14 protein-coding genes are annotated in these 15,651 nt (G+C 56.6%); 8 read left to right on the top strand and 6 right to left on the bottom strand.

The window, feature by feature from the left end; all coding sequences use genetic code 11:
• Window positions 1-60 precede the first annotated feature (60 nt).
• From paaZ to ACOTXR_RS14680, 3 genes are all read left to right on the top strand, one after another.
• Window positions 61-2,100: a phenylacetic acid degradation bifunctional protein PaaZ gene (gene paaZ / locus ACOTXR_RS14690; protein ID WP_058689977.1), complete on the top strand. Its 2,040-nt coding sequence runs from the start codon at window positions 61-63 to the stop codon at window positions 2,098-2,100.
• 204 nt (window positions 2,101-2,304) lie between these two features.
• A complete protein-coding gene (gene tynA / locus ACOTXR_RS14685; protein ID WP_058689976.1) occupies window positions 2,305-4,578 on the top strand; it encodes a primary-amine oxidase in 2,274 nt (757 codons plus the stop codon).
• Between the two features lie 118 nt (window positions 4,579-4,696).
• Window positions 4,697-5,803, top strand: coding sequence for a GGDEF domain-containing protein (locus ACOTXR_RS14680; RefSeq protein WP_058689975.1), 1,107 nt, complete (start codon window positions 4,697-4,699; stop codon window positions 5,801-5,803).
• Between the two features lie 87 nt (window positions 5,804-5,890).
• Here the strand turns inward: ACOTXR_RS14680 and ACOTXR_RS14675 are convergent, their stop codons facing one another.
• A complete protein-coding gene (locus ACOTXR_RS14675) occupies window positions 5,891-7,390 on the bottom strand; it encodes an aldehyde dehydrogenase family protein (RefSeq protein ID WP_058689974.1) in 1,500 nt (499 codons plus the stop codon).
• 240 nt (window positions 7,391-7,630) lie between these two features.
• Here ACOTXR_RS14675 and feaR point away from each other — a divergent pair, with 240 nt between their 5' ends.
• Complete coding sequence (feaR, locus tag ACOTXR_RS14670) at window positions 7,631-8,539, top strand: transcriptional regulator FeaR (protein WP_014883693.1); 909 nt, start codon at window positions 7,631-7,633, stop codon at window positions 8,537-8,539.
• Here feaR and ACOTXR_RS14665 read toward each other — a convergent pair whose 3' ends face one another.
• The 3 genes from ACOTXR_RS14665 to ACOTXR_RS14655 are packed head-to-tail and all read right to left on the bottom strand — an operon-like array spanning window position 8,540 to window position 11,692.
• Window positions 8,540-8,857: a YdbL family protein gene (locus tag ACOTXR_RS14665; protein WP_058689973.1), complete on the bottom strand. Its 318-nt coding sequence runs from the start codon at window positions 8,855-8,857 to the stop codon at window positions 8,540-8,542.
• 7 nt (window positions 8,858-8,864) lie between these two features.
• Window positions 8,865-9,056, bottom strand: coding sequence for a YnbE family lipoprotein (locus ACOTXR_RS14660; protein WP_014169918.1), 192 nt, complete (start codon window positions 9,054-9,056; stop codon window positions 8,865-8,867).
• Window positions 9,053-11,692, bottom strand: coding sequence for a YdbH family protein (locus tag ACOTXR_RS14655; RefSeq protein ID WP_058689972.1), 2,640 nt, complete (start codon window positions 11,690-11,692; stop codon window positions 9,053-9,055). The genes ACOTXR_RS14660 and ACOTXR_RS14655 overlap by 4 nt, the downstream gene beginning before the upstream one ends.
• 210 nt (window positions 11,693-11,902) lie before the next feature.
• Here ACOTXR_RS14655 and ACOTXR_RS14650 point away from each other — a divergent pair, with 210 nt between their 5' ends.
• Window positions 11,903-12,892 (top strand): 2-hydroxyacid dehydrogenase, encoded by a 990-nt coding sequence (locus ACOTXR_RS14650; protein WP_023338286.1) that lies wholly within the window; start codon window positions 11,903-11,905, stop codon window positions 12,890-12,892.
• A gap of 19 nt (window positions 12,893-12,911) precedes the next feature.
• Here ACOTXR_RS14650 and ACOTXR_RS14645 read toward each other — a convergent pair whose 3' ends face one another.
• Together ACOTXR_RS14645 and ACOTXR_RS14640 are read right to left on the bottom strand one after the other, a co-directional pair.
• Window positions 12,912-14,120: an MFS transporter gene (locus ACOTXR_RS14645; RefSeq protein WP_058689971.1), complete on the bottom strand. Its 1,209-nt coding sequence runs from the start codon at window positions 14,118-14,120 to the stop codon at window positions 12,912-12,914.
• Between the two features lie 106 nt (window positions 14,121-14,226).
• Window positions 14,227-14,679, bottom strand: coding sequence for a MarR family winged helix-turn-helix transcriptional regulator (locus ACOTXR_RS14640; RefSeq protein WP_023330311.1), 453 nt, complete (start codon window positions 14,677-14,679; stop codon window positions 14,227-14,229).
• 71 nt (window positions 14,680-14,750) lie between these two features.
• Between ACOTXR_RS14640 and ACOTXR_RS14635 the strand changes: the two genes are divergently transcribed.
• From ACOTXR_RS14635 to uspF, 3 genes are all read left to right on the top strand, one after another.
• Complete coding sequence (locus ACOTXR_RS14635) at window positions 14,751-14,927, top strand: DUF1330 domain-containing protein (protein WP_226856278.1); 177 nt, start codon at window positions 14,751-14,753, stop codon at window positions 14,925-14,927.
• A complete protein-coding gene (locus tag ACOTXR_RS14630) occupies window positions 14,893-15,042 on the top strand; it encodes a DUF1330 domain-containing protein (protein ID WP_226856265.1) in 150 nt (49 codons plus the stop codon). The genes ACOTXR_RS14635 and ACOTXR_RS14630 overlap by 35 nt, the downstream gene beginning before the upstream one ends.
• Window positions 15,043-15,185: 143 nt before the next feature.
• A complete protein-coding gene (uspF, locus tag ACOTXR_RS14625) occupies window positions 15,186-15,620 on the top strand; it encodes a universal stress protein UspF (RefSeq protein WP_045269523.1) in 435 nt (144 codons plus the stop codon).
• The last annotated feature ends 31 nt before the right edge of the window (window positions 15,621-15,651 follow it).

Genomic DNA, 15,651 nt, shown 5'->3' with positions numbered 1-15,651 from the left:
TTTTTATGATTCATAATTAAACTATTAATGGTGAAATTACGTAACACTTGGAGATAAGCGATGCAGCAGTTAGCCAGCTTCTTGTCCGGTACCTGGCAGTCTGGCCGGGGCCGTGAACGCGCCATTCATCACGCCATCAGCGGCGAAGCATTGTGCGAAGTCACCAGCGAAGGGCTGGATATGGCGGCCGCTCGTCGCTATGCGATTGAGCGCGGTGGCGAAGCGCTTCATAAGATGACCTTTATTGAACGTGCAGCCATGCTGAAAGCGGTAGCGAAACACCTGCTTAGCGAAAAAGAGACGTTCTATGCCCTCTCCGCCCAGACCGGGGCGACGAAAGCGGACAGCTGGGTGGATATTGAAGGCGGGATCGGCACCCTCTTTACTTACGCAAGCCTGGGCAGCCGGGAGCTGCCGGATGACACGCTGTGGCCGGAAGATGAGTTGATCCCGCTGTCAAAAGAAGGCGGTTTTGCCGCTCGCCACGTTCTGACCTCGAAATCCGGCGTGGCGGTACATATCAACGCCTTTAACTTCCCCTGCTGGGGGATGCTGGAAAAGCTGGCGCCGACCTGGCTTGCCGGGATGCCCGCCATCATTAAACCGGCCACCGCCACCGCGCAGGTGACACAGGCGATGGTGAAATCTATCGTGGACAGCGGACTGGTGCCGGACGGCGCCATTAGCCTGATTTGCGGCAGCGCGGGAGACCTGCTTAACCATCTCGACAGCCAGGACGTGGTGACTTTTACTGGCTCCGCCAGTACCGGGCAAAGCCTGCGCGTTCACCCGAATATTGTGGCGAACGCGATACCGTTCACCATGGAGGCCGACTCCCTGAACTGCTGCGTGCTGGGTGAAGACGTCACGGCGGAGCAGCCGGAGTTTGCCCTGTTTATCGGGGAAGTCGTTCGCGAGATGACCGCCAAAGCCGGACAAAAATGTACCGCTATCCGCCGTATCATCGTCCCCCAGAATCAGATTGATGCCGTCAGCCAGGCGCTGATTGCCCGGCTGGAAAAAGTGGTGGTGGGTGATCCGGCGCAGGACGGGGTGAAGATGGGCGCGCTGGTGAATGCCGAACAGCGCGCCGACGTGCAGGAGAAAGTGGACCTGTTGGTTACGGCGGGATGCCAGATCCGTCTGGGTGGCAAAGCGGATTTACAGGCCGCGGGCGCGTTCTTCCCACCGACCCTGTTGTTCTGTCCGCAGCCGGACGAAACCCCTGCGGTGCACTCAACTGAAGCTTTCGGCCCGGTCGCGACGCTGATGCCGTATCGCCATACAGAGCACGCGATGGCGCTTGCCCGCGCGGGCGGCGGCAGCCTCGCAGGAACGCTGGTTACCGCTGATTTAGCCCTTGCCCGCCAGTTCATTGCCGGTGCGGCACGTGCCCACGGGCGTATTCAGATCCTCAACGAGGAATCATCCAAAGAGTCCACCGGCCACGGCTCCCCGCTGCCGCAGCTGGTGCACGGCGGGCCCGGTCGCGCGGGCGGCGGTGAGGAGCTGGGCGGTCTGCGCGCGGTGAAGCACTACCTGCAGCGCACCGCGATTCAGGGCAGTCCGACCATGCTGGCGGCCATTGGCAAGCAGTGGGTGCGCGGCGCAACCGTGCAGGAAGATCGCGTGCATCCGTTCCGCAAATACTTTGAGGAGCTGCAGCCGGGCGACAGCCTGCTGACGCCGCGTCGCACCCTGACGGAAGCGGATATTGTGAACTTTGCCTGTCTGAGCGGGGATCACTTCTACGCCCATATGGACAAGATTGGTGCGGCAGAGTCGATCTTTGGCGAACGGGTGGTTCACGGTTACTTCCTGATCTCCGCCGCAGCGGGACTGTTCGTCGATGCGGGGGTCGGACCGGTGATTGCCAATTACGGTATGGAAAACCTGCGCTTTATCGAGCCGGTCAAACCGGGCGACACCATTCAGGTGCGCCTCACCTGCAAACGCAAAACGCTGAAGAAGCAGCGCACCGCGGAAGAAAAACCGACGGGCGTGGTGGAGTGGGCGGTTGAGATTTTCAACCAGCACCAGCAGGCCGTAGCGCTCTACTCCATCCTGACGCTGGTGGCGCGCCAGCGGGGTGAATTCTAACACCTTACCTTCACCGCCTTCCCTGCCGGGTGGCGCGATGCTTACCCGGCCTACGACGACCTGCCGGGTGTGACACCGTCCCGCTCTTTTTTTAACCTGGCAAGTGCAACAAATAACCTGGCAGATGCAGGCAAACGCTTTTCTCAGGCGTCTGTCAGGATAAGGCTGACACAACACAATAAACACAACAAGATGAGGTCTACGATGGGAAGCAATTCTTCTTTTTCTGCCCGTAGAACGGCACTGGCCATGGCCGTTGCGCTGTGTTGCGCCTGGCAATCCCCTGTTTTCGCCCACGGCAGCGAGGCGCATATGGTCCCGATGGACAAAACGCTGCAGGACTTCGGCGCAGACGTGCAGTGGGACGATTACGCACAGATGTTCACCATTGCGAAAGACGGCGCCTTTGTGAAGGTCAAACCGGGCGCAAAAACCGCTATCGTCAACGGTAAAACCCTCACGCTTGAGGTACCGGTGGTGATGAAAGGCAACAAGGCCTTTATCTCAGAGACGTTCATCAACGATATTTTCCAGTCCGGTCTCGATCAGACCTTCCAGGTTGAAAAAAGTCCTCACCCGTTAAATGCGCTCACGGCAGACGAAATTAAGCAAGCCGTAGAGATTGTTAAAGCCTCTGCGGATTTTAAACCGAATACCCGCTTTACCCAGATCGCCCTTGCGGAGCCAGAGAAAGCCAAAGTATGGGACTATGTGCTCAACGGCACGGCAGTCGATGCCCCTCGCCAGGCGAAGATCGTCATGCTCGACGGAAAGCATGTCATCGAGAGTCTGGTGGATCTGAAGGATAAAAAAATTCTGCGCTGGGAACCAGTCAAAGACGCGCACGGCATGGTGCTGTTGGATGATTTCACCGCGGTTCAGCAGATCATTAACGACAGTACTGAATTTGCTGAGGTGCTTAAAAAGCACGGCATAACCGACCCGAAAAAAGTGATTACCACGCCGCTGACCGTCGGCTATTTCGACGGTAAAGATGGCCTTAAGCAGGAAGACCGTTTGCTGAAAGTGGTGAGCTATCTGGATGTCGGCGACGGCAACTACTGGGCACATCCGATTGAAAACCTGGTGGCGGTGGTCGACCTTGAGCAGAAGAAGATCCAGAAGATTGAAGAAGGTGCCGTTATCCCGGTTCCCCTGACCCCGCGTCCCTATGATGGCCGCGACCGCATAGAGACACCGAAAAAACCGCTCGATATCATTGAACCGGAAGGCAAGAACTACACCATAACCGGCGACAGAGTGCACTGGCAGAACTGGGATTTCCACCTGAGCCTGGACTCGCGCGTGGGCCCGATGATCTCAACCGTCACGTATAACGACAACGGCAAGAAACGTCAGGTGATGTATCAGGGGTCGCTCGGCGGCATGATTGTCCCTTACGGCGATCCGGACGTGGGCTGGTACTTTAAAGCCTATCTCGACTCCGGCGACTACGGCATGGGCACCCTGACCTCGCCGCTGGTGCGGGGTAAAGACGTGCCGTCCAACGCCGTGATGCTCAATGAAACCATCCCGGACTATACCGGCGCGCCGATGGAGATCCCGCGCGCAATCGCCATTTTCGAACGCTATGCCGGGCCGGAATACAAGCATCAGGAGATGGGTCAGCCAAACGTCAGCGCCGAGCGTCGTGAACTGGTGGTGCGCTGGGTGAGTACCGTCGGTAACTACGATTACATCTTCGACTGGGTATTCCATGAGAACGGCACCCTCGGCATTGATGCTGGCGCGACGGGTATCGAAGCCGTGAAAGGCGTTCAGGCCAAAACCATGCATGACGCCACCGCCAAAGACGATACCCGTTACGGCACGTTGATTGACCACAACATTGTGGGCACCACGCACCAGCACATCTATAACTTCCGTCTTGATATGGATGTCGATGGTATTAACAACAAGCTGGTGGCAATGGATCCGGAAGTGAAACCCAATACCGCCGGTGGCCCGCGCACCAGTACCATGCAGGTCAATCAGTACGACATTGATACCGAACAGCAGGCGGCACAGAAATTTGACCCAGGCACTATTCGCCTGCTGAGCAACACCCGTAAAGAGAACCGCATGGGCAACCCGGTCTCGTATCAGATTATCCCCTACGCTGGCGGCACCCACCCGGTGGCAACCGGCGCGAAATTTGCCCCGGATGAGTGGATCTACCATCGCCTGAGCTTTATGGATAAACAGCTGTGGGTGACCCGTTACCACCCGGATGAACGCTATCCGGAAGGTAAATTCCCTAACCGCTCCATCCACGACACGGGACTGGGGCAGTACAGCAAAGATAACGAGTCGCTTAACGATCAGGATGACGTAGTCTGGATGACCACCGGCACGACCCACGTCGCCCGTGCGGAAGAGTGGCCGATCATGCCAACGGAATGGGTGCATGCCCTGCTTAAACCGTGGAACTTCTTCGACGAGACGCCAACGCTCGGAAAGAAAAAAGACGAAAAATAACCCACCGCCGGGCAATCGCCCGGTTTTTTTTGCCCTGCCGTTTGAGGATCGTCCATGCTTGCTTATAGTTACAGATATCTCACCTGCATGATTTATCCCCCGGACGGGAAAGGGCTTTATGGAAAAAAGAAAAAAACCGACACTGGAACGCGCAACCTGGCCGACGCGCCACGCGATGGTCATGCATGGGCTGGCGATGAACCTGCCCTGGCTGGCGTTCGTCAACGTCAGCTTCGCCGTGATGATCCTGCTGCGACACGTCCTGCTTAAGGCGAGCGATCCGCTTTATTCTCATATACCGCAACTGACGACCCTGGTCGATGCCTCGATGCTCGGCATTATTATCCTCTCTGCCGCGTTGATCCTGATGGCCTGGCGGCGTATTGCGGGTATCAGCGTGGTGCTCTTTATCTGTAGCGCCATCTGGTCGGTATCCTGTTTTTTGTTTATTACCTATTTGCTGCTGCCCCACGTCTGGCCGCTGTGCGTAATTTTGTTACTCGCAGGGTTAACGGCGCTCTACTTTTACCCTGAGGGATTACTCGCCTTTGTGCTTCCGCTCTGGATCACCCTGCCGGTCGCAAGCTGGGTACTCAACGATGGCCTCAACCTTCACTTTGTCATCATCTGGAGCGTGTTTACCCTGATCCTGATCTGCGGGCGTTTTATCCTGTTGAGCTGGTTTGATGAAGCCTGGCGTCGTAATCAGCAAAATCAACTGTTGATCTCACGGCTGGATGCGCTGGCGCATCAGGATCCGCTAACCAAAACCGCCAACCGCCGGAGAATGGAGGTGGTGCTGGAAAACGCGGTTGAGCAGAAGAAACCTTTCTCGCTGATTATGCTGGATATCGACTATTTCAAACGCTACAACGACACCTACGGCCATCAGGCGGGTGATGACTGCCTGACGCGCGTGGCGCGGGTGCTGAAGCAGTCGGTACGAACGCCGGACGACGTCGTATCACGTTACGGCGGCGAGGAGTTTGTGGTGATCCTTTTCAATTGCCCGCTAAACATCGCAGAAAAGGTTGCCATGCGTATTCAGGACGGGCTGCGCACGGAGGCCATACCGCATGGCGCCTCGACGGTCAGCGACCATGTGACCGTGAGCATGGGGATTGCCGGCATGACGGAGGGGTTAGCCGGCACCGAAATAATCGCCCGCGCCGATGCGGCGCTTTATCGGGCGAAAGAGGCCGGACGGGATCGGTGGTCGCTTTGAATAATGCCGGGTGGCGCTGCGCTTACCCGGCCTACAAAACCAGAGAAAGTAGGCCGGGTAAGGCGTAGCCGCCACCCGGCTTGTTTCTTAATACCGCACGCAAACCGACTTCGTCTCACACCATCCGTCCAGCCAGTCCGGGCCAAAGTCGCGACCGGTGCCGGACTGCTTCATGCCGCCGAACGGCAGGTTGGCGTCGATCAGCGTATGGCTGTTTACCCAGACGGTGCCCGCCTGCAGCCTGTCGGTGTACTCCAGCGCCTTGCTGATATTCTGCGTCCAGACGCTGGCGGTCAGGCCATATTCGGTGTCGTTTGCCAGCTGAAGCGCCTCTTCACCATCGGCAACGCGCACCAGATTGACCACCGGGCCAAACACCTCTTCGCGGGTTAAGCGCAGCGCGGCATCCGGGTTGACCACCAGCGTCGGCGAAATGTAATAGCCTTTCCCTTCCGGGCCACGGTTACCGACAATCAGCTCTGCGTGGCGAGATTGCGCTTCATCGAGGAAAGTCTGCACCTTGTCACAATGCGCACGCGACACCAGCGGGTTGATAAATGCTTCCGGGGACATACCCGGCCCGACGCTCAGGGATTTCACCGCCTGTTCGAAGCCGCTGACCAGCGTGTCAAACAGCGGCGCTTCAATGTAGATACGAGAACTCGCCGCACACACCTGCCCCTGGTTCAGGAAGCTCCCGGTCATCAGGCCTTCGATCACCCACGCCGGGTCCGCATCTTTGAGTACGATAGCCGGGTTTTTGCCCCCCAGCTCCAGGGTCACGCCTGTCAGGGTATCTGCCGCCGCGCGGGCAATTTGCTTGCCCGTCGCCGTTGAGCCGGTAAAGCTCACCTTCGCAACATGTGGGTGCGAGGTCAGCGCGGCGCCACACACCGCGCCGCTCCCGGTCACCACGTTGAATACCCCGTCCGGAATGCCCGCTTCACTGGCCAGTTCCGCCACGCGCAGCATGGTCAGCGGCGTGGTTTCTGATGGCTTGATGACAATCGAGCACCCCGCCGCCAGCGCAGGCATCACTTTCCACATCCCAATCATCAGCGGGAAGTTCCAGGGCACAATCCCGGCCACCACGCCAACCGGCTCTTTACGTGTCCATGCCTGATAACGCGCCCCCTGTGGCAGGGGAATAGAAAGGTCGAGGGTTTTGCCTGCGATTTTGGTGGTCAGCCCGGCGGTATAGCGCATCCAGTTCAGGGTACAACCCACTTCAAAGAGACGGGAAATGTTAATCGATTTCCCCTGCTCCAGCGTTTCAAGCTGGGCCAGCTCCTCGCTGTGCTGTTCAACCAGATCGGCGAAACGGAGCAGGATCCGCTCGCGCTCCGCCGGTAATTTTCCGGCCCAGCTGCGGGCAACAAAAGCACGCCAGCCGGACATGACGGCACGGTCAACGTCATCGACGCTGGCATCGGCCGTCGAGGCAATCACCTCGCCCGTGGCCGGGTTATAGACGTTGAGCCGCTTTTCGCTGTCCGACGCGGCCTGACGCCCTTCAATCCACAGGCCATGATGTCGGTCTAAAAACTGCTGCACGGCAGGCTGAATAGCCACCTGGGATTCGGACATAGGATACTCCTTCGTTATTATGCGCAGGGTGTTCATCCAGTCTAAGAGGGGTTTCGCATTCTCGCTTTTGTCTCTGTGACATTCGCTTTGCCACCTGTGACAGGTGCCGCAAATCGTGATAATTCCACCTTATATCGCTGTTCCCGATGAGTGTTCTTTCCTATAGTCAGCTCAGAGCTCTGACAAAACGCAACATAAATGCAACAATGCGAAAACATTGACGGTGCAGTGAGAGAAACGATGGCGTGTGCAAGCGAGCAGGAACAGTATCAGCAGTGGCTGGCGCAGATTAACCAGGTGTGCGGGCGTTTTAATGCACAGCCCACCGGGGGAAAATTCGTCGGCGAACTGGAGACCAGCTATGCGCGCAGCCTGAAGCTCAGCACCGTCACCGCCGGCGGCGTAAATCTGTTCCGCTCCCGTCAGGAGATCAAACAGAGTAATGATGCCTGGTTCTATACCGTCTTCCAGCTTGAGGGCAGTGCGGAAATTGAACAGGATGACCGTCGCGCTGTGCTCCGAACAGGCGATATCACGCTGCTTGACGCCTCCCGGCCCTGCTCAATCAACTGGCAGGAAAAATCCCGCCAGATTTCGCTGCTGGTACCCCGCCAGATTATTGAGCAACAGTGTCGTTTCCATGAGATTAGCTGCGCGCTCGCCCTCTCTCGCTCGCTGCCAACGGTACAGCTGAGCCATCGCCTGCTGATGGAAAGCATGAACAACGCCGACCTGAGTGACCGGGAGAGCGAAGCCGCGCTCGAAGCCATGGTCTGCCTGCTGCGCCCCGCGTTTCAGCAACGCGACGTGATTCAGCCGCGCAAGGAACGCCAGTTCCAGCATGTCGTGGCGCTGATTGACGATCATATTCAGTCTGACTCTCTGCGCCCGGAGTGGATTGCCGCCGAGAGCGGGATGTCCGTGCGCAGCCTCTACCGCATGTTTGCCGAGAAGGGGCTGGTGGTCGCGCAGTACATTAAAAACCGTCGGCTGGATCTCTGTGCGCAGGTGCTGCGCTCTGCCGGGGATGATGAAAAGCTGGCGGGAATTGGCTACAGCTGGGGGTTCACCGACCATAGCCATTTTTCAACGGCCTTTAAGCAGCGTTTTGGCGTCTCGCCCGGCGAATACCGCAAGCGCCACCGCTAGCTATTTTTTCAGCCATTTGCCGTTAATTCCCTTCACGTATTCGCCCGGCTGCGCGCGAGCAACCAGTTTTTGCCCCGCCATTTTCGCCACTTCATCGACCGGTAAATTATTGCTGTCGGCCAGCTTCTGATAGCTCTCGGTGCGTGCCGCGTTAATACGGTTTACCAGCGCCAGCGTTTCAGCATCCTGTTGGATCGGGGCAATATACCCGCTGAGTGTTTCCCCCACGCGCCCCTGCGCCCGGGCATCATATAAGGTCAGCGCAGCCGCCTGCGCATTCATCCCCAGAGCCAGTAGAATCAGAGCTAAACGTTTCATGGCATCCTCAGAACAGATCGCTGCGCGATTTCAGCAGGGTTTCAACGTCTTTATCGACCTTAATGTGGATCTCGTGTTCGATTTTGACATTCATATTGATGGTAATCGGCTCTTTCGGCGCAGCGACTTCAATACGCGGCGTACAGCCGGTCAGTAGCGCAGCAACGGCAACGGTGAGTACACCAGCCATCTTTTTCATTGTTGATCCTCACTTTCCTTGCCAGTCGAACTGCGGAGACCGGGTATCGTCGCGTGTTGCTCAAACCAGGTTTGCAGGTTGTCTCCAAAACGCAGGCTGCGCCAGAGGGTAAAGACATTCTCGTCATGGGTATAGTTCAGGTTGACGGAGCTGCTTTTGCCATCCACACGGCTGGTTCCCTTGATGGTCGCCTGCATGGTTAATTCACCCAGGTTATCTAAATTGATTCTTGTCCACGAACGAGAAATTTCCATATAGCGGAGCCAGTTGATCGCGGCACCCGCAACCATATTATCTTTCACGATGGCATCCGCCGTATCTTTGTCGATACGTAGCGTCATTGGGCCAGGGTTGGTCAGCCAGCCATCTTTAATGATCCATTTTTCATTGTCCAGCCAGAATGGCAGCGCCCCGCTTACCGGGCCTGACATGGCAAACTGTTTCGGATTGACGGCGCCGATCAGTTCACTTGACGAGATATTGTCCACGCGAAGCAGCGCCGGATCGTGCTGCGGCATCCGCAACTGCTGCATCGTAATCTTCCCGCCGAGGGTTTCCACTTTCACGTTGGTAAGCAGCAGCGGATTGTCCTCCGTCCAGGGATAATCCCCCTGTAGATCGGCGGTAATATTGCGCGCGGTCACCAGGTTTTCCACTTCGCCAATACGCAACGTAACCGGGCCGCGCGTACCCAGGGACCAGGTCCCCCTGCTGAAGCGGAACGGCAGCACAAAATCGACACCGTTGATCTGGTTATCCGGCATCCAGGCGCTACCGGCTTTCAGCACGCCGTGCCCCCCCGCCTCAAAGCCCTGATCGGCCGCCGCCGAGAAAGCCACCTGCGCATAGAGTTCCCCATCACGCAGCGTCATTTTCCAGTCCGGAGGGATCAGAGGCTGGAACACGGTGAGCGACTGTTTCGGCCACCAGGCCTGCCCGCGAAGGCGTTCACCATCCCAGCGACCATTCACCTGTACCGGGCCGATTTTCTCTGCATGGAGGTCGCCCTTAAACTGGAACACCGTCGGATCGGTGCCGTCGACGCTAAAGGTCAGAACCGACGGTGGCAGCGTGCTGCCACCGGAGAAACGGGTTTGCCCGGCATTGAGCGCCAGCGCGCCGCTGAACGTCGGCTTTTCGGCGTCACGGAACCAGCGCACGGGTTGATCCAGCACCAGACGCGGCGTGCTGACCTCCATGGTTCCATACTGGAACTTGTCAAAACCGGTGGAGAGCGCCGTGAGCTCAATGAGTTTGTCACGCCACTCGCCTTTCCCGGCGACATCCCAGCGGGCATGCATCGGCGTAAAACTCCCTTTTCCCCAGTAGCGCCACTGCCAGAGACCGCTGTCGGGTAAAAAGTCGTTCGCCTGCCCGTCCAGATGCAGTTCAAAATCGCCCATCTCGTTTTCATGGGCACGCAGGATAGCCTGTAACCGCCCGTCCACGCCCTTCTGCGTCAGCTTCACACCTGCCAGCGGCCAGCGGATTTCATCGATATCAAGCGAGTCAATGATGCGCCCGCGCGAGCGAAGCAGTGCGCCCGGTTCAAAGGCGAGTTGCGGTTCATATACGCTGCCGGTCAGTGTTGCCGGCAATTTGGCATAAAGAATGAGGTCGTTTTGCTTCGCCTCACCGCTCAGATGCAGCGGCATGTCGCTGTTTTCCATACTGAGCCTGCCTGGCCCAATATTGAGTACCACGTTGCCTTTCCCCGCATCACCATGGGTAAGCACGTTCAAACGCCCGGTCAGGGTGGCTTTCTCAAGCCCCTGCTGCCAGTTATCGGCGCGAAGCGAAACGCGTCCGCTCAGCGGCATACCGGACAAATCCCAGTTCCAGCGCCCGTCGCTGATGTTCAGCTGTTCCGCCGTAACTTGCCACGGCAGATCGAGCAGTGGATCAGGGTTGTCTCGCGCCATCACCACCAGTTGTCCACGGTTGTCTTCCCAGTCCAGATCGGCATCGACGAGAGACGTCAGTTGTGGCACGTTAAAGGTTGCCACCGCGTGGCCTTTTACCGGCACGCCATCCGGCACCAGCGGCAGAGTGAACTCTCCCACCAGTTTAATGGGCTGCGGCTGATCGGGAAGCTGCACATCGAACTGGCTGACCGAAAGCGTCTGCCCGCGAAGCGTTCCTTGAATGCTCACCTGCTCGCCTTTATAGGCTATCTCCTGGCTGGACGGGGTCAGCGAGGCCTTCAGCTCACCCTGCCACTGCTGCCAGGGCGAGAGGGTGAGACGGTGAATGGTCAGCCAGGTATTCGGTAATACCGCCTGCCACTGCGCCAGCGTTTTGGGGGCAACGGTCGACGGCGCGGATTGGGGAATTTTGCTGAGGCAGACGGCGTTAAGATCCAGCGCGCCGATATCCAGCTGCCAGCGGCTCGGATGTGACAGCGTCACGTTTTCAATGCGAGCAATTTCGCACTCTTCAACCAGATAGCGGAGATCGGGGATCACCAGCGCATGACGAGTCAGTTTAGGACTCTCTTCGAAAGCGATACGCGTCCCGACGGGAAGCCAGATTCCGGCAAGCGTCGGTACCCACTGAGCGAGCGTCATCAGCAGCGTCAGCGGCAATAAAATGAACAGCAGTAAAAGCGCAAGTGCGGCTTTGTATTTACCCTTCATGGGCAGTTAATATCCTGATTTAGCGAAAGAATTAAGCCGACGATGCCTTTCATTGTCGCATGTTTAGCCAGTCAGTTGAAGGAAATGCCATTTTTAAGGATAGATGCTCTAGAATAATTCATAGAACTTATTGAATTCAATAATATTTTATAAATTGTAAGATAATTTTAATCATGCTAACGTGAATGCAAAATCACTGGAGAAAGTCTTATGAAACTCGCGGTATATAGCACAAAGCAGTACGACAAAAAGTATCTGCAACATGTTAACGAAGCTTACGGGTTTGAGCTTGAATTTTTCGACTTTCTGCTGTCCGAAAAAACCGCCAAAACGGCGCACGGCTGTGAAGGCGTCTGCATTTTTGTTAACGATGACGGCAGTCGTCCGGTGCTGGAAGAGTTGAAAAAACAGGGAGTGAAGTATATCGCCCTGCGCTGTGCAGGCTTTAACAACGTGGATCTCGATGCGGCGAAAGAGCTGGGGCTGAAGGTGGTGCGCGTTCCGGCCTACTCCCCGGAAGCCGTCGCGGAACATGCGATTGGCATGATGATGTCGCTCAACCGTCGTATTCACCGCGCTTATCAGCGCACCCGTGATGCCAACTTCTCGCTGGAGGGGCTGACCGGCTTTACCATGTACGGTAAAACCGCAGGGGTGATCGGGACCGGGAAAATTGGCGTCGCTGCCCTGCGGATCCTCAAAGGCTTTGGCATGCGTCTGCTGGCATTTGATCCGTATCCAAGCGCCGCGGCGCTGGAGCTGGGCGTGGAATATGTTGACCTGCCGACCCTGTTCTCGCAGTCTGATGTGATCTCCCTGCACTGCCCGCTGACGCCGGAAAACTATCACCTGCTGAACCAGGCGGCGTTTGACCAGATGAAGGACGGCGTGATGATCATCAACACCAGCCGTGGTGGCCTGGTTGACTCTCAGGCCGCTATCGAAGCGCTGAAAACCCAGAAAATTGGCGCGCTCGGGATGGACGTGTATGAGAACGAACGCGATCTGTTCTTTGAAGACAAGTCCAACGATGTGATTCAGGACGACGTGTTCCGCCGCCTGTCTGCCTGTCATAACGTCCTGTTTACCGGTCACCAGGCGTTTCTGACGGCTGAAGCGCTGATCAGCATTTCAGAAACCACGCTGGGTAACCTGCAGCAGCTGGAAAAAGGCGAAACCTGCCCTAACGAGCTGGCATAAGTATGACGCCGGGTGGCGGCTATGCCCCACCCGGCGTACTGTCTGTTTCCCAGGTTCGGTGAGCAACGCGCCACCAGAGCAGGACGGCCACCAGCGCAATCGCGCTCAGCACGCTGAATGCCGTCGCAAAGGAGTAATGCCCGGCTATCGTGCCGGTTAACGCCGGGCTCATCGATGCCCCAACGCCCTGCATCAACATCACCACGCTCTGCCCGGCATTGACGTGCCCACTCCCTCGCAACAGCACAACAATAAACGACGGTACCACGACGCCGAGGATGCCAGCGGCCAGCCCGTCGAGAATTTGCACCGGGATCATCATCAACGGCGCGTCCGTGGACGCCGCCAGCGCCGCACGCACCGGCATCACCAGCAGCGCCAGCATAATTAATCGCCAGTAGCCGTAGTGTTCTATTCTCCGTGCGACCCAAATGGCGACGGGGATCATCACGGCCTGAGAGATAATGACAGTGCCCGCTGCATACAAACCGGGGTTGATTGAGGCGGGTGCCGCTGCAACCCTCATGCTGAGCATCGGCAACAGGGCAGCGTTCGCCAGATGAAACAGGAGCAGCGTCAGTCCGGTAATAAACAGCGCCCGGTTTTTAATCAGCACCGCAAAGCCCGGAACAGGCAGGTTCGCTGAAGAGGACAACCCGCGCGCGGCATTGTTGTCGATATCCTTATTGCGAATGGCAAGCAGCGCACACAACGTTAGCAACGTCGTACAGGTCATCAGCAGGAAAATTCCGCCGACGCCCCAGTACCAGGCAATGCCGCCAGCCATCAGTGCGGTCATAAAATTGCCCGCATGATTAAACGCCTCATTTTTGCCCATCTGCGCGCTGAACCCACTCTGGCCGGTCAGCCCTAAGGTAATTCCGGTGATCAATGGCCCCACAAACGCCGCACAGATGCCGGTGATAATTTGTGAAACGGCGACAACGCCGCTCTGCTGGCTAAACCAGAGCAGAAGCGTGCTCAGGGTGATCAACAGGCAAAGCAGCGCGAGTACAGCGCGTTTGTTTCGGGAGGTGTCGGTGATGAATCCCGCCGGGAGCGTGGCCAGTAAACCCGCCAGCCCACCCGCCGTCATCAGAATACCAATATCATCAGGCGTCCAGTGACGTTCGGTGAGAAAAATACCGAGAAAAGGGCCGAGGCCATCGCGGACATCCGCAATGAAAAAACTGGTCAGGCATAACGCCCGCAGCGAACGAAGAGACATACTGCCTGCCTTTACAAAGGGTCGCCTGAAAAAATTAAAACGTAGTATACCCGGCATTGCGCGGTTTGGTACGTCGCGTTGCAGGTACGGATTGTCGCGGATCGCGTCATAAAGAAGCAGTGGCTTTGCCCAGGCTTCTCATCATATTCGTCGTCAGGCTAAGTTGTTCGCTCCCCATCTGATGGGACAGTTCTTCCATAGCTGCCTTCCATACCGGAATGACCTGTTCGAGCAGGCTCCAGCCCTCTGCTGTGAGGGTGAGTCGTTTACCGGCACGTCCCCGGCCTCCCACCGCGTCGATAATGCCGCGGGACACCATACTACCTATATTTCGACTCAGTGTGGTGGCATCTACCCCCGCCCTTGCGGCCAGTTCTGCAACGGTTTCATTGGGTGCACCTCCGATCCCAACCAAAAGACTGAACTGCTCTGCGGTCAGACCAAACGGTCTTAAGCAGGCGTTGTAATAGCGTGTAATAGCCCGGGCAGTGGCTCGCGCCTGAAACACAGGACAGACTTCCGGAATGGTCTTCAGCAGCGCCACATCGATGTTGTTCATCTTTTCATCTCGACAATCAATACAATCTCAAATACTGTATATACACTATTAATCAGATTTGAGGAACAGTGATGCCCGCATTCGTCCACATCAACTTACGTATTATTGACCCTGCGCGACAGGCCAGCCTTGCCCCCCGCTTCACATTAGCGTTAGAGGAAGCGGGAGGGAAAATTGTGCATTTTGGTTCGGTTGCAGAAGTACTCGAAGGCGATGAAGCCCCCGTTACCCTATGCTGGCATTTTTGAATTCCCGACTTTAGATCAGGCGCTTGCTTTCTATCATTCAGAAAAGTATGCGCCGATTAAGGCTGAACGCCAGCTAGCCCAGCAGGCCAGGATGTTCATCGTCACGACAGGCTGAACGCGTCATTGACCCATGCCGGGAACGTTCGCCTGTATAGCTATCCCAGAACCGAAATTTGTCTCCGTTATGACAACCTGCTCTCTGTTTTCGTGGAAATAACGGTCTAACCTGATTGTGTAAAAAACACTCAGGAGGGACACATGTACAATTCAATTTTGGTTCCAATTGATATTTCCGAAGATAGCCTGACGCATATGGTGATTCCTTTCGTTCAGGCTCATACCGCACTTAACACAGCTAAAGTCCATTTTCTTACGGTCATTCCTTCGCTACCTTATTATTCTTCTTTAGGCCTGGCCTACTCCGTGGAGATGCCGAAGATAAAAGAGTTCCAGCATGCGGCTTTAGAAAAACTGGATGAAATCGTTAAGCAATTTAAAATTCCGCCAGAAAAGGTGCAGACGCACGCCGTTACGGGATCGCCAAAAGATCAGATCCTAAAACTCGCGGACACGATCGGCGCCGACCTGATCATCATCGCCTCCCATAAGCCTGACATATCAACGTATCTGTTAGGTTCAAATGCGGCGGCAGTGGTGCGCCACGCAAAATGCCCTGTGCTGGTCGTAAGATAAAAAACCGGGCGAAGAGCCCGGTTTTTTTGCT

The sequence above is a fragment of the Enterobacter cloacae complex sp. IR53030 genome (genome assembly GCF_049238365.1).
Classification (GTDB): domain Bacteria; phylum Pseudomonadota; class Gammaproteobacteria; order Enterobacterales; family Enterobacteriaceae; genus Enterobacter; species Enterobacter kobei.
The sequence above is the reverse complement of the archived record's forward strand: the minus strand, read 5'-3'. Positions and strand labels throughout refer to the sequence as shown.

Coding starts and splice junctions, on each gene's coding strand:
- paaZ (WP_058689977.1), top strand. CDS start 61: ATGCAGCAGTTAGCCAGCTTCTTGTCCGGTACCTGGCAGTCTGGCCGG.
- tynA (WP_058689976.1), top strand. CDS start 2,305: ATGGGAAGCAATTCTTCTTTTTCTGCCCGTAGAACGGCACTGGCCATG.
- ACOTXR_RS14680 (WP_058689975.1), top strand. CDS start 4,697: ATGGAAAAAAGAAAAAAACCGACACTGGAACGCGCAACCTGGCCGACG.
- ACOTXR_RS14675 (WP_058689974.1), bottom strand. CDS start 7,390: ATGTCCGAATCCCAGGTGGCTATTCAGCCTGCCGTGCAGCAGTTTTTA.
- feaR (WP_014883693.1), top strand. CDS start 7,631: ATGGCGTGTGCAAGCGAGCAGGAACAGTATCAGCAGTGGCTGGCGCAG.
- ACOTXR_RS14665 (WP_058689973.1), bottom strand. CDS start 8,857: ATGAAACGTTTAGCTCTGATTCTACTGGCTCTGGGGATGAATGCGCAG.
- ACOTXR_RS14660 (WP_014169918.1), bottom strand. CDS start 9,056: ATGAAAAAGATGGCTGGTGTACTCACCGTTGCCGTTGCTGCGCTACTG.
- ACOTXR_RS14655 (WP_058689972.1), bottom strand. CDS start 11,692: ATGAAGGGTAAATACAAAGCCGCACTTGCGCTTTTACTGCTGTTCATT.
- ACOTXR_RS14650 (WP_023338286.1), top strand. CDS start 11,903: ATGAAACTCGCGGTATATAGCACAAAGCAGTACGACAAAAAGTATCTG.
- ACOTXR_RS14645 (WP_058689971.1), bottom strand. CDS start 14,120: ATGTCTCTTCGTTCGCTGCGGGCGTTATGCCTGACCAGTTTTTTCATT.
- ACOTXR_RS14640 (WP_023330311.1), bottom strand. CDS start 14,679: ATGAACAACATCGATGTGGCGCTGCTGAAGACCATTCCGGAAGTCTGT.
- ACOTXR_RS14635 (WP_226856278.1), top strand. CDS start 14,751: ATGCCCGCATTCGTCCACATCAACTTACGTATTATTGACCCTGCGCGA.
- ACOTXR_RS14630 (WP_226856265.1), top strand. CDS start 14,893: ATGAAGCCCCCGTTACCCTATGCTGGCATTTTTGAATTCCCGACTTTA.
- uspF (WP_045269523.1), top strand. CDS start 15,186: ATGTACAATTCAATTTTGGTTCCAATTGATATTTCCGAAGATAGCCTG.